12 protein-coding genes are annotated in these 13,178 nt (G+C 36.3%); 9 read left to right on the top strand and 3 right to left on the bottom strand.

Annotated features, from left to right (window positions below):
• The first annotated feature begins 307 nt into the window (after nucleotides 1–307).
• On the top strand, nucleotides 308–3,343 hold the full coding sequence (locus BMY50_RS24075; protein WP_093330478.1) for a DUF2723 domain-containing protein: 3,036 nt from the start codon (nucleotides 308–310) through the stop codon (nucleotides 3,341–3,343).
• A 76-nt stretch (nucleotides 3,344–3,419) separates the two neighbouring features.
• On the opposite strand, the gene BMY50_RS24070 is transcribed toward BMY50_RS24075, so the two are convergent.
• Nucleotides 3,420–4,619, bottom strand: a complete 1,200-nt coding sequence (locus BMY50_RS24070; RefSeq protein ID WP_093330473.1) for a C1 family peptidase — start codon at nucleotides 4,617–4,619, stop codon at nucleotides 3,420–3,422.
• A gap of 155 nt (nucleotides 4,620–4,774) precedes the next feature.
• On the bottom strand, nucleotides 4,775–5,293 hold the full coding sequence (locus BMY50_RS24065) for a hypothetical protein (RefSeq protein ID WP_093330469.1): 519 nt from the start codon (nucleotides 5,291–5,293) through the stop codon (nucleotides 4,775–4,777).
• A gap of 229 nt (nucleotides 5,294–5,522) precedes the next feature.
• Between BMY50_RS24065 and BMY50_RS24060 the strand changes: the two genes are divergently transcribed.
• The 4 genes from BMY50_RS24060 (at nucleotide 5,523) to BMY50_RS24045 (ending at nucleotide 8,059) form a co-directional block, all read left to right on the top strand.
• Nucleotides 5,523–5,858: a hypothetical protein gene (locus BMY50_RS24060; protein WP_238383873.1), complete on the top strand. Its 336-nt coding sequence runs from the start codon at nucleotides 5,523–5,525 to the stop codon at nucleotides 5,856–5,858.
• Nucleotides 5,859–5,865: 7 nt separating this feature from the next.
• Complete coding sequence (locus BMY50_RS24055; protein WP_093330460.1) at nucleotides 5,866–6,768, top strand: lysylphosphatidylglycerol synthase transmembrane domain-containing protein; 903 nt, start codon at nucleotides 5,866–5,868, stop codon at nucleotides 6,766–6,768.
• 63 nt (nucleotides 6,769–6,831) lie between these two features.
• Nucleotides 6,832–7,536 carry an SDR family oxidoreductase gene (locus BMY50_RS24050; protein WP_202907932.1) on the top strand — a complete coding sequence of 235 codons (705 nt, stop codon included), beginning with the start codon at nucleotides 6,832–6,834 and terminating at the stop codon, nucleotides 7,534–7,536.
• A gap of 10 nt (nucleotides 7,537–7,546) precedes the next feature.
• Nucleotides 7,547–8,059: a hypothetical protein gene (locus tag BMY50_RS24045; protein WP_093330453.1), complete on the top strand. Its 513-nt coding sequence runs from the start codon at nucleotides 7,547–7,549 to the stop codon at nucleotides 8,057–8,059.
• Nucleotides 8,060–8,098: 39 nt separating this feature from the next.
• Here BMY50_RS24045 and BMY50_RS24040 read toward each other — a convergent pair whose 3' ends face one another.
• Nucleotides 8,099–8,455 (bottom strand): single-stranded DNA-binding protein, encoded by a 357-nt coding sequence (locus BMY50_RS24040; protein WP_093330449.1) that lies wholly within the window; start codon nucleotides 8,453–8,455, stop codon nucleotides 8,099–8,101.
• 206 nt (nucleotides 8,456–8,661) lie between these two features.
• Between BMY50_RS24040 and BMY50_RS24035 the strand changes: the two genes are divergently transcribed.
• From BMY50_RS24035 to BMY50_RS24015, 4 genes are all read left to right on the top strand, one after another.
• On the top strand, nucleotides 8,662–9,129 hold the full coding sequence (locus BMY50_RS24035) for a pyrophosphohydrolase domain-containing protein (protein ID WP_093330446.1): 468 nt from the start codon (nucleotides 8,662–8,664) through the stop codon (nucleotides 9,127–9,129).
• A gap of 118 nt (nucleotides 9,130–9,247) precedes the next feature.
• Nucleotides 9,248–9,745: an OsmC family protein gene (locus tag BMY50_RS24030; RefSeq protein WP_093330443.1), complete on the top strand. Its 498-nt coding sequence runs from the start codon at nucleotides 9,248–9,250 to the stop codon at nucleotides 9,743–9,745.
• A 311-nt stretch (nucleotides 9,746–10,056) separates the two neighbouring features.
• Nucleotides 10,057–10,431, top strand: coding sequence for a GreA/GreB family elongation factor (locus BMY50_RS24025; RefSeq protein WP_093330439.1), 375 nt, complete (start codon nucleotides 10,057–10,059; stop codon nucleotides 10,429–10,431).
• Between the two features lie 576 nt (nucleotides 10,432–11,007).
• Entirely contained in the window at nucleotides 11,008–13,098 is a 2,091-nt protein-coding gene (locus tag BMY50_RS24015) for a TonB-dependent receptor (protein WP_093330431.1), read from the top strand.
• Nucleotides 13,099–13,178 lie beyond the last annotated feature (80 nt).

Raw genomic sequence — 13,178 nt, 5'->3', positions numbered from 1 at the left:
ATAAGTTTTTTTAGGGATTTATGCTTCGCCGCCTTTTTAGCTGTCTTTGTCTTTCGATCGCCCGTTAACTAACATTTCAAAATCAGCGGTTAAATTGAAAAATTGCCTTTTACATTTTGATACTTCTGTCTTGATACGTCTATTGACAACCGCAATTTAAATTTTAACATCGCTTCTTTCTATAATATCAATACTAATACTTATTTTCGGCACGTAATTATATAATACAGCTAATGAACCTGACATGATCAATCCGTCTGTAGACGGGGAAGCAGGAGGGAATAAATACTCTAAATAATTATTACGAATGAATTATAACAAAACAAACAATTTACTTGGATGGATTACTTTTTTCGTTTCCACCTTAGTTTATGTGTTAACACTTGAACCAACAGCTAGTTACTGGGATTGCGGGGAATTTATTGCAGCTGCATATAAAATGCAGATCGTTCATCAGCCCGGCGCACCGCTCTTCTTAATGCTACAAAATATCTTTAGCAATTTAGCCTTTGGCAATAAAGAATCCCTCGCTTACTGGATGAATTTCGGATCTGCTGTTTCAAGCGGGCTTACTATTATGTTTTTGTTTTGGACGATTACGGCATTAGCACGTAAAGTACTTTGGAAAAATAACACAGAAATAACACAGAGTAGCTTAATACAAATTATGGGTGCTGGACTTGTGGGAGCCCTTGCTTATGCTGTCTCTGATACTTTTTGGTTTTCAGCAGTTGAATCAGAAGTATACGCCATGTCTTCGCTCTGCACCGCCATTGTCTTTTGGGCTATCTTAAAATGGGAAGCTCACGTTGATGAACCCCGTTCAGATAAATGGTTGTTATTTATAGCTTATATAATGGGGCTTTCCATAGGAGTTCACCTTCTAAATTTATTGACGATACCTGCCTTAGCACTGGTTGTTTATTTTAAACGCACAAAAAGCCCAACAAACGGAGGAGTATTCAAAACACTCCTCATCGGTATCGTAATAGTCGCCTTTGTTCTATGGGGCATTATCCAATACCTTATTAAATTTGCAGCTTATTTTGACCTTTTCTTTGTCAATAGCTTAAGTCTGGGCTTTGGAAGTGGCGTTCTGTGCTTTATGATATTGGTAGTTGGTGGTTTAACATATGGTATATTCTATTCCATAAAACATGTTAAACCTCATTTAAATATCATCTTATTATCTATCTGTTTTATTATTTTTGGATATGGCTCTTTCGCTATGATTTTAGTTCGAGCCAAAGCGGATCCAACATTAAACAATAGTGATCCAGACAATGCTTTCTCTTTCTTAAGTTACCTGAATCGCGAACAATATGGTGAAGAACCTTTAGTTAAAGGGCCCTATTTTACGTCAAAAGTAACTGACAGAAAAGAGGGTGGAAACACCTATATTAAAGGGGAAGAAAAGTATGAAAATATAGGAAAAAAATACAATTATATATATGATCGGGAAACTGTTTTCCCTCGCATCTATAGCAGCGATGCTGGTCGTGGGCACCCACAATTTTATCGCAGCTGGTTAAATATGGGTGAAAGTGAAGAACCAACATTTGGCAATAATCTAAATTTTTTCTTTACTTATCAGATAGGTCATATGTATGCCCGGTACTTTTTCTGGAATTTTGTAGGGCGTCAAAATGATCAAAAAGGAGACGGAAGTTTTACGGAAGGGAACTGGATTACAGGTATAAAACCGATTGACCAAGCGCGTCTTGGAGGACAGGATGCATTACCTGACTCAGTAAAAACCGACCCTTCTAATAATAAATTTTATGGCTTACCGCTCATATTGGGGCTGATAGGTGCGCTTTGGCACTTTAAGCGGAACCAAAAGGATGCTGGTATTGTTGGTTTATTGTTTTTCTTTACAGGCTTAGCTATTGTACTTTATCTAAACCAAACACCTCTTCAACCGCGCGAGCGTGACTACGCCTATGCAGGTTCTTTTTATGCTTTTGCCATTTGGATAGGCTTGGGAGTAGCCGGTATTGCAGATATACTACAGAAGAAAACAAATCCGAAAACTGCTGGTCTCATTGCTACGGTAGTTGGATTATTAGCAGCACCGATTTTAATGGCCAAAGACGGCTGGGACGACCATGACCGATCTACTAAATATGTAGCGCGCGATCTTGCCAAGAATTACTTGGAATCTTGTGCTCCCAACGCCATACTTTTTACTTACGGCGATAATGATACCTACCCTTTATGGTATGTACAAGAGGTTGAGAATTTCCGCCCAGATGTGCGAATTGTAAATTTAAGCCTTCTAAGTGCTGACTGGTATGTCCGTCAAATGAAGGATAAAGTAAATGAATCTGCTCCCCTACCTATTACGATGAAGGATAGTCAATTTAAACAAGGGACACGTGACGGATTATCTTTTCTCGATCGGGGATTTAAAGAACCAATAGAATTAAGTAGTATATTAGACGTTTTGCTTTCAGATAACCCGAATGATCAGGTTGAATACCAGGATGGAAGTCGTTCTAATTATTTATTCACTAAAAACTTTAAACTTACCGTTAATCGGGAAGAAGTGCTAAAAAACAAAGTAGTTCCCGCTAAATGGGATGGTAATATCGTGGATACAATGGTCTGGAACTACAATAAGGACTACGTTTCTAAGGCAGAACTTGCTATGTTTGATATTTTAGTGCACAATAACTGGAAAAGGCCGATATATTTTGCTACAACAGTTCCTAACAGCAATTACATGGGCTTAGATAACTATCTTATCAATGAAGGTTTTGCACTGAAGTTAATGCCCATTAAATTCAACAAAACGGAAGAGGAAATGCGTATGGGAGAATCTGTAAATACAGAGGCTCTTTATAATAACACCATGAATAAATTCGTTTGGGGTGATCTAGCACATGCTCGTTACCTGGATCATGAATCTTATGGCATGCTTTCACTCATTGTTAACAATTTTAGTACTTTAAGCCAATCTTTGTATGAAGAAGGGAAGAAAGAAGAAGCAAAAAAAGCCCTAGCTAGGTGTTTGGAAGTCATCCCTCAGCGTATTTATTCTTTGGGTGAATCAAGAGTATTGTACTTTTTATGTAAGCAACTATATCAGGCAGGCTTAACAGACAAAGCTAATGCGTTATTAGAACGGAATGCAACCTACGTAGATGGACTGCTAAAGTATTACATTGCCATTGCTAAGACAAAACCTAATTTAGAGATGCAAAACATACAGATGGGCACCCAAGTTATTTACAGTTCTGGTGAGCTCGCAAAGGAATATAAACAAGAAAAGCAAGCGAAAGCTATGGAAAAATCGTTAAATGAAATTGAAACAATGTTTTCAGGGACACAAGGTAAATAACCATTCGTTATGCAAGAAATAAAAAAAGAGATTTCACTTTCGTGAAATCTCTTTTTTTATGCGCGATATCATAAAATTAAATACCTAGCTTGCGCTTAATTTCTTTTGGTATCCCCCCTTTATGCAACATGAAAGCGGTTGTTTTAAATTGAACAAAGGCTTTAGTAACATATAAATATCCCTCGTAGTCATTAGATGCCCCCCAGGAATTTTTCACTATATAGTATTCTTTATCATTTTGGTCTTTAGCAAGTCCCACAATATGCATACCGTGATCATCTGTCGTGCCATAATCGTCAAATGCTTGCTGACGGAGGTCCTCCGTAATTGTCATTTCTTGCTTAGGTCCATTAAACATATTTCCTTTTTCCACTTCGCTCATTCTTTCAAACGGTTTTTCTGGCACATAAGCTACTCCATTTTTCCAGCTAAAACCTTTCTCACTAACATCAGTTGCCCATCCAACCGTATAACCATTTTTTAAGGCATGATCTATAATATCTGTGATATCTGTCATGGCGACATTATAAACTTGATCGAACGACCAATTGTCTGGAATTAGTAAGGTAAACTTACTGTAATATGGATGGTCCTTGAAAGAGGATATTTCAACATAATCATCGGCATTTAAGCCTACCACCTCTTTTGCAAAAGATTGTGGTGTATAATTTTTACCCTTGTAGCTGAATGTTTCAGGCACTTTTCCTAAATAAGTATCAATAGCGCCCGTGTAAGCGTTTAACCAGTTAGGCGTTAGTTTTCCATTTGGGTTTTTCACAACCGCTGCGAGTATTGCATCTGTTATGGCACTCATTTCTGCCAATTTATTTCCCTCGGTACCATAATTGAGTCCAGTATAGGCTTCTCTTGGCATTGCACCGTATTTTTGGTACATATTAATAACATCATGCAACTGCCCCCCTTCTCCTAAACTCAAACCACCATGCAAGCGAACGTAATTTTTACCTTTTTCAACGTAGACATTTCTTGCGGTAAAAAGTTGCGAAATCTCAACAGTTTCCCTTCCGTTCCGTATCATCTCCGATTCAAGAAAAGAGTTCCCCGAATAGCTCCAGCAAGTCCCTGATGAACCTTGATTCTTTACCGAAGTATTTTGTAAGTTTATGATTTCAGTAAACTTAAAACCAAATTTACTGCTATCACTTCGGTTATTTTGTAAGGAGTTAACCAGATTATCCTGTGCAAAAACAGAGCTGCCACCCCCAACAAGGAAAGCAGCTGCTACAACCAGCGCTTTTGTGTTTAATTTTAGCATTTAGTATATTTTTTTAATTATTTTATGGGGCGTAAAAGTAGGACTTTAATGTACAAGGCACAAGAAAACGTTTTTCATACAATTCTTATAAACGAAAAATGCCTTGTAACTGAATACGTTACAAGGCATTGTAAAATGTTTAAAATACAGTGATCTTATCTTTTACTAAACTTAAATTCCAGGAATGAATCATTACCTCCATCCACATTAACGGGCATGTTCAAAGTTAATGTTTGCTCATCTGCATAAGCAAGATCTAAACGATAGCCTTCTGTAATGTTTTTCGCCTTTTCTCCCGGATATAATTTTTTAAACTGAAATTGAGATTCGCCCCCATTTTCAGGTTTGTAAATCGACCAAAAGATATCTCTCGTTGCACCAGGGGCACATAATTCTCCATTTGCAGAGAAAGTAATAGATCCTTTCCCATTTGCTATCAAGTTCCATGTGCTACCAATAAAACAATCAATCGGTGCCTCGTCAAAAATTCTTTTCACATTCGCACCTGAAGGAAAATTTTTCTTTTCTACGCTATTTAATACCCATTGGCCTTTAACACCACCTTTCCATTGCCCAGATGTAGGAGAAGAAGTTGTTTGTCTGGAAGACGAACAAGCATTAAAGAATAACATTAATGCAATAACCAATGTTGAAAGTTTAAGAGTTGTTTTCATTTGTAATTTATTTACTTTTTATTCTATCGATGAGATTTTTATTATAATAGATGTGTGTATTCATCGTTTACTGTTAATACAATAAAATTGTACATTTGTTCTTCTAAAAAAGCATCAACAATAAAAGATATAACAAATATAATATAAGGAAGTATCATTTAAAATATTCAAGAAGAAATTTAATGTGACGAAAAAAACCTTATAATTATCGAAAATAAAACATACACGGATGAAAATAGTATCCAAAAATCATACCACAAGTAAATTTGTTTCTAAATTACTCGTTAGACTTTTCATACTTTTATTGGCTGCAGCGATCGTTCCCATGTTTGCAGATAAGCAAATCGCAGCAAAAATGGAAGCAACCTATGTATATATTGAAAACAAATGGGTGTTCATATTTCCACTAATACTGTTTTTAAGCTTCTTAACGCTGTTGATCCTAACGGGCAGAACTAAACATGAGAAGACCGACTTAAATTGGATGCTTGCACTGAATACACTTCTTCTTATCATCTACGTCATCATGCTTTTCGTTCGTTTAGCCCCTGTGATATACAAGTAATTTACGAATGACCAAACAAAAATTTTGGAGTATATCCAAATTGATCTTAAAGCTCGCCGTCACGGCATTCGCACTCTATCTAGTATTTACTAAAGTTAGCCTGAGCGATTTAAAAGAAGTTTTCACCCAATCGAATCCCTTGTTTCTCTTATTAGGGTTTACAAGTTTCTTCATTTCGATAGCAATATCCGCTTGGCGGCTAAACACTTTTTTTAAGGGTATAGACCTATATCTTTCTGAAACATATAACTTTAAACTATACTTACTGGGTATGTTTTATAATATATCATTACCCGGTGGAATTGGGGGCGATGGCTACAAGATATATTTTCTACGAAAAAAATTCCAAATAAAAGGACGTAAATTATTATCCTGTATTTTTTTTGATCGTTTAAGCGGTATGTGGGCACTATGCCTCATCACCGCAGCATTAGTCATTTTCATACCGAAATTAAATATTCCAAATTGGGCACCTATTTTTTGCGTGATTGTGGGCTCGATCGCGTATTATTTTGTTATGAAACGATTCTTTTCCGATTATGCCTCTCAATTTATTTTTAAACATTTTAAAGCTTTGGGGGTCCAATCTTTACAGGTTATTTGTGCGATCTGTATTTTATATGGATTAGATTTTGAAGGAAAATTTTCACCTTACTTGTTATTATTTCTACTTTCACAGATTATAGCTGTAATCCCTTTATCTATTGGCGGTTTAGGCGCACGCGAAGTCGTCTTTATATACGGATCTGATTATTTCAATTTGGACCCGCATAGAGCCGTCCTCATCAGTCTAATTTCTTATTTTATATCTGCTATTATCTCACTAATGGGATCATATTTCACTTTTCATCCTAAAGCACTTGGTGAAGAAAAGCTTCCAGGCGCAAGCGACATAGATCTGGAAGAATAATACAGATAGAATAAAAACATTTAAGCAAGTGATGTGTAATCAAAGAATATAAATATTAGGATTATGAATATCGTAATAACAGGAGCAAGTAGTGGCGTTGGTTTCGAAGCCGTATTAACATTAATATTGCAAAATAATCATCATGTGGTAGCTTTGGCTAGATCTCATGATAAATTAAAAAGGCTTTATGAAATAGCTAAAGGACTTAATCCCGATTGTAATCTATATCCGGCAAGATTCGACATTGTGCATGATGATTATGAAACCGGTCTTCTACCTTTTATAAATGAGAAAATAGGTCATGTGGATATATTAATCAACAACGCCGGTATTCTGATTAATAAACCCTTCATGGAAATAACAACAATCGATTTTGCTGAAATGTTACAGACGAACGTATTAGGGCACGTTAAAATGATTAAGCAGCTGGTTCCTATTATGCCTAATGGCAGCCATATTGTGAATATCGGGAGCATGGGAGGATTCCAAGGAAGCGTTAAGTTTCCTGGATTAGCTGCATATTCGGCAAGCAAGGCCGCGCTACATGCACTTACTGAATGTTTAGCACTCGAATTAGCCGATAAAAAAATTAATGTTAACTGCTTAGCTCTTGGTTCTGCGCAAACAGAAATGCTCGAAAAAGCGTTCCCTAATTATGAATCGCCAATTGCGGCCTTCGAAATGGGTAAGTATATAGCTGACTTTGCCCTAACAGGACATAAATTTTTCAATGGAAAGGTGCTGCCAGTAGCAGTTACAACCCCTTAAAAAGTAAATCATGAACAAGACACGTAAATTCCTTTTTCTATTGATTGCTTCCCTGTCTCTTTTTTGGAATTGTCAAAACCAAACAAAGGAAGAAAAGAAAGCGGAGCCAGAACAGATTGAAGGAAGCGAAAAACAAGTTTTAGAGGAAACTAAAACACTTTCATTACCTTTTGTTGCAGTCGTTGACAACGAAACTACTCAAATAGAAATACAGGAAAACCCGCAAAAGAGCAAAGTACCTCTAAATAAAGAGGAATTAGCGGAAGCCCTAAATATTAAGTATCCAGAGATTTATCTAAAGGTTGATAAAATCAGCCATGACACATTATCGGTAAACATACCAAATGCAACCTATTTGACGCAACAAGCTGGAACGACAGGAGCAATGACCTATTTAGCCGAAGCGACTTATGCGTTTACAGATCTGCCTAAAATAAAAGTGGTTCGCTTTAATTTTAAAGAAGGGGATCATGCGGTCCCCGGACCATATACCCGTAACAGTTTCAACAAAAAAAACTTATAAAATAGAGGGTTGCCAATAAATTGGCAACCCTAAACCATACTACTCTACTGTTTCCGCTTTAACAGGTCTATTTACCTTATAAACTTCATTCACAATAATTTCCGTAATGTAACGCGTCATTCCTTCTCGATTTACATAAGTCCTATTAATGAGTTTTCCTTCTATTGACACCTCACTTCCTTTCTCTAGGCTCTTTTCGGCGAAAACTGCTTGTTTGCCCCATAATACTAAATTATGCCATTGTGTATCAGTTAACCATTCTCCTGCCTGATTTTTATATCGTTCATTAACGGCAATAGCAACTCTCGCTAAGCTCTTGTTATCCCCAAACCTTTTGATATCAGGTTTATTTCCCAAAAATCCTGTTAACCTTACGCTGTTTTTTAGTGTGCTCATAACTACAAATATTAATTGTTTAACAAATCAAAAATTATATTACAAATGTCAACACTAGTTAAAAAATAGTCGTATGTTAAACGGATATAACCGTTTATATCCGTTTTTAATCGGGTATAATACATATTTTAATAAAATTCACAATCCCTTCTTTTAGCTAAATTGCATATAAGGTCAATTTTATCTAAGTTTGAGAAAAAAATAATATGCAAGATCCTATCACATTAACATCTGTTGCCGAATTCCATAAAACTTTCAAACATCCAATATTAACAGCTCCTACAATACCTAGCGAACAGCGATGCAAACTAAGAGTGTCTCTCATTGCGGAAGAATTAAAAGAGCTGGAAGAAGCGATAAACAATCAAGACATTGTTGAAGTAGCTGACGCACTTTGTGATATACAGTATGTGCTTTCCGGCGCAATACTTGAATTTGGACTGGCCGACAAATTCAAAGAACTATTTGATGAAGTTCAACGATCCAATATGAGTAAAGCGTGTAAAACGATAGAAGAAGCGGAAGCAACTGTAAAACATTATAATAATAAAGGGGTTGAGTGCTATTACGAACAAGAAAGTGATCTTTATTTAGTATATAGAACAGCCGATCGGAAAACGTTAAAATCGGTCACTTATTCTCCGGCAGATCTAAAACGAATTATACAAGAGTAAAATGCAACATAAGTACTTTCTTTCGTTATAAAATTTGTATTAACAATAAACAGCGCAATGTTGTCTTTTCTATCGAAAAGGCCAGTATAGATGAATCTATCAGCACAATACCAACATAATGAAGAAAGAGCATCATTACCTTTTAACGACCAAATGGACGGGAAATCTGGGTGAAGGAACCAAAGATTACACCGCTTATGAAAGAAGTTTTGATATTGAAATAAATAATAAAGCCAACATTCGCGGCTCTTCTGACCCCGCCTTTCGTGGTGATTTGACTAAACATAATCCTGAAGAACTCTTATTAGCATCTCTCTCGAGCTGCCATATGTTATGGTATCTACATTTTTGTGCTACTGCTAAAATTATTGTTACTGAATATAGCGATTCTGCTACTGGTGTAATGGTAGAAACAGCGAATGGAAGTGGGCAATTTGTGAAAGTAATATTAAAACCTCTTGTCGTAGTTGCGGAAGCAGCTATGATCTCACAAGCCCTTGCACTGCACCAAAAAGCAAGTAAATATTGTTTTATTGCCAATTCTATGAATTTCCCCATTACACACCAACCTAGCTGTAAGACCAGTTCTGCATCTTTACCTGATATAAAATTGTAAGTAACACAATTTTAACTACTTTTGTATTAATGGAAAGGCAAAACACTAGCGTAAAGCGTGTACCAAATGAATACAACATTTATTTGGTCAAGGTTTTGTTTTGCCAAAAATATGCAGGCACCTATTATTTGAAGGATAATCAGATCACTTCGCTGAAAGAATTCCTAACATAAACCCCGAGCTTAAACTTTAACATCTCAAAGTTCGGGGATACCACTTCCGGCTATTGAAAATATTGGATAGGTTATTATTTAACCTATGCAATTTCCTATATAAACATTTTATTTCAAACAATATAATTTATAGACAACATGAATCATCTTGAAAATCAAGTAGTGTTAAGTGAAGAAGATTTTGACTTACTTACCAAGTATGTAAAGCCAACTGACAATAAGGAAAATGAAATGTCATTAGCTTATGAGTTAGGAAGAGCAACGGTGCTAAAGAAGCTTGATGTTCCTAAGGATAGGGTCAGGATTGACGCTCGTATTAAAATACAAGATGTCGATAGCACGCTCATCACCGCCCTTACATTAGTGGCTCCTGAAAATGCCAATATTAAAGAGCAGAAGATCTCTGTTATTACACCCATTGGTTCTGCCTTAATTGGTTTCAAAAAAGGAGATCGTGTGGAATGGAAAATGCCATCTGGCATAAAGAGATATGTTATTTTAGAAGTTGATTAATATGTTTACGGCAGGTAATACCTTTATATCTGCCGTACTCTTTGTTCAGTTTGTTCATTCTAAGAAGTCGATTTGCCTTAATTGGTATTATTTTCTATTTTGGTTTAATTCAAACCTTCCACTATTGAAAGACCGAGATGATGACCCGTTATTGCCTAGCATGTAAAATACAGCTTATTGGCCGTTCTGATAAAAAGTTCTGCAATGATGCTTGCAGAAGTTTTTACAATAACCAGTTAAATATCAAATCCTTAAGCCATATACGCCAAATTAATAGCATTCTTAAAAAGAACAGGAACCTTATGGTAATGTTAAATCCCGGTGGAAAAACCAAAGTTAGCAGAGAGAAACTTGAAAAACTTGGATTTAATTTTAAATATTACACCCACATTTATGAAACCCTAAAAGGTATTCGGTACTTCTATTGTTACGACTATGGCTATCTTCCAATAAATGACAGGGAAATTCTTTTAATTATTCAAAACAAGTAATAATTTCATTCAGTAACATTTCTTATTCAATCCAAAAATCCATCTGCAATTTATTACCTTAGCCCTTCATTATTGACTTAAACACATGAGACTAATTCTTCTTGTAACAATATGCTATTTATTTATTTCAACAATTATCATCAACCGATTAAAAGGACAAGAATTAAAGCAGGATACCTTATATGAATTGCCCTCCGCCTCTGTGCGGGCTTATTTAAATACACAGCCTTATTTGGAGTTGACTAGCTCTGTTGGCTTAGTGACAAACGATTTACTTAAATTACAACAAGGGAATACGCTACTTCCCGCGTTAAACACTATTCCCGGCGTACGGATGGAAGAACGTTCACCCGGCAGTTACCGATTGTCAATTCGTGGAAGCTTATTGCGTTCTCCCTTCGGTGTTCGTAATATAAAAATATACCTGGATGAAATTCCTCTTACCGATGCGGGGGGAAATACTTACTTAAATGCGCTTGATCCTTCCGCCATACATAACCTTACCATATTAAAGGGGCCAGACGGGAGTTTATTCGGTGCAAATTCTGGTGGTGTAGTACTTATTACACCACAAGGAGCACAAAATGACACAAGTTCTCATGGCATGATAGGTGTGAGTGCCGGATCATATGGATTATACCAACAGCAAATAAGCAGCAACATACGGGTCAGTCCAACCTATTCATTTGGTTTAAATTATGCTTACCAGCGCTCAGATGGATATAGAGAAAACACAGCCAATAAACGTCATTATCTTCAGACAGTGCAACGTTTTAAGTATAGTCAGGGAAATGAGATACGGTTTCTGGGATTGTATTCCACAATGGGTTACAGAACACCTGGAGGGCTTACAGAAGCGCAGTACCTAGAAAATCCAAAACAAGCCAGGCCTGCAGCCGGACCAAATCCCGGCGCTTCCGAACAACAAGCTGCCATCTATAATAATACCTTATTAGGGGGTTTAGTGCATGAAGCAAAACTCAACAATCATTTTAAACATGTAATTTCTGTTTTTGGTTCTTATACAGATTTCAAAAATCCTTTTATTACGAATTATGAAAAACGATATGAACAAAATATAGGGTTCAGATCTTACCTTAATTATGAGCATAATGAAAATCAGCATTTTGCCTGGGGAGCTAATGCTGGTATAGAATGGCAGCAAAATAAAGCAGATATTTTGAACTATGATAATATTAAGGGCAATACGGGAAATGAACAGGCTGGCGATGCCTTAAAAAATCATCAACATTTCTATTTTATGAGGTTATCTGCAAATATTATTAAACGCATAAATATAGAAACCGCACTTAGCTTAAACTACTATAACTATTCGTATAAAAATTTATTCCCTGAATCGAGCTTAGCTTATCAAAAAATCTCATTCAATCCGGCATGGATGCCTCGATTTGCAATCTCCTATTTGGTTACTCCTAACTTCAGCTGGAGGGGGTCTGTTGGAAAGGGTTTCTCTCCTGCCACATCTGCTGAGGTAAGACCTTCTGATAATGTTATTAACACCGCTTTGCAACCTGAAACGGGGTGGAATAAAGAAACGGGTTTTAGGTGGCAAAGCAATAATAATCGTTTTCAAATAGATGCATCTGTATTCGCTTATCGTATGCAGAATGCAATTGTAAGGTTAAGCAATGAGGATGGTGCTGAATTTTTCACTAACGCGGGTGGTGTTAAGCAAAGCGGCGTAGAAGCTGCTGCAAGTGCCTGGGTTATTCAGCCACAAAACAATTTCTTTATTCGCGGTTTACAGTTAGCTACAAATGTTACCTGGAGTCATTTCCGATTTAGTGATTACGTAGATAATGGAAATAATTACTCCGGGAATAAACTTACAGGTGTCCCTGAGAAGGTAATAGTTAGTAGCGCTCATTTTTTACTACCAAATGGATTTAGCCTATATGCGCAACATAATTACACTTCTTCTATTCCATTGAATGATGTAAACAACCTGTTTGCATCCAGTTATCACCTTGTACAGACAAAAATCAGGTGGGATACTAAATTGTACCAGCAATATCGGCTCTCCTTATATGCAGGTATTGATAATTTATTAAATAAGCGCTATAGTCTAGGCAATGATATTAACGCATTTGGTGGACGTTATTTTAATGCGGCTATGCCACGGAACTATTATTTAGGGTTGAATATATCAATTTAAATTCTCTTTTTTGTTCTCTATTAATCTGATCAACGGACTAACTGAAGTACCTTATTTCATTTGAATTATAAGTGAAATAA

The organism is Olivibacter domesticus (assembly GCF_900109575.1).
Lineage (GTDB): Bacteria > Bacteroidota > Bacteroidia > Sphingobacteriales > Sphingobacteriaceae > Olivibacter > Olivibacter domesticus.
This window is presented reverse-complemented; position numbering and strand designations above follow the sequence as displayed.

What these genes read in the sequence shown, in the direction of transcription:
- BMY50_RS24035 (WP_093330446.1), top strand. Translation starts at nt 8,662, where the DNA reads ATGCAAGATCCTATCACATTAACATCTGTTGCCGAATTCCATAAAACT.
- BMY50_RS24050 (WP_202907932.1), top strand. Translation starts at nt 6,832, where the DNA reads ATGAATATCGTAATAACAGGAGCAAGTAGTGGCGTTGGTTTCGAAGCC.
- BMY50_RS24060 (WP_238383873.1), top strand. Translation starts at nt 5,523, where the DNA reads ATGAAAATAGTATCCAAAAATCATACCACAAGTAAATTTGTTTCTAAA.
- BMY50_RS24040 (WP_093330449.1), bottom strand. Translation starts at nt 8,455, where the DNA reads ATGAGCACACTAAAAAACAGCGTAAGGTTAACAGGATTTTTGGGAAAT.
- BMY50_RS24025 (WP_093330439.1), top strand. Translation starts at nt 10,057, where the DNA reads ATGAATCATCTTGAAAATCAAGTAGTGTTAAGTGAAGAAGATTTTGAC.
- BMY50_RS24070 (WP_093330473.1), bottom strand. Translation starts at nt 4,619, where the DNA reads ATGCTAAAATTAAACACAAAAGCGCTGGTTGTAGCAGCTGCTTTCCTT.
- BMY50_RS24030 (WP_093330443.1), top strand. Translation starts at nt 9,248, where the DNA reads ATGAAGAAAGAGCATCATTACCTTTTAACGACCAAATGGACGGGAAAT.
- BMY50_RS24065 (WP_093330469.1), bottom strand. Translation starts at nt 5,293, where the DNA reads ATGAAAACAACTCTTAAACTTTCAACATTGGTTATTGCATTAATGTTA.
- BMY50_RS24045 (WP_093330453.1), top strand. Translation starts at nt 7,547, where the DNA reads ATGAACAAGACACGTAAATTCCTTTTTCTATTGATTGCTTCCCTGTCT.
- BMY50_RS24055 (WP_093330460.1), top strand. Translation starts at nt 5,866, where the DNA reads ATGACCAAACAAAAATTTTGGAGTATATCCAAATTGATCTTAAAGCTC.
- BMY50_RS24075 (WP_093330478.1), top strand. Translation starts at nt 308, where the DNA reads ATGAATTATAACAAAACAAACAATTTACTTGGATGGATTACTTTTTTC.
- BMY50_RS24015 (WP_093330431.1), top strand. Translation starts at nt 11,008, where the DNA reads ATGAGACTAATTCTTCTTGTAACAATATGCTATTTATTTATTTCAACA.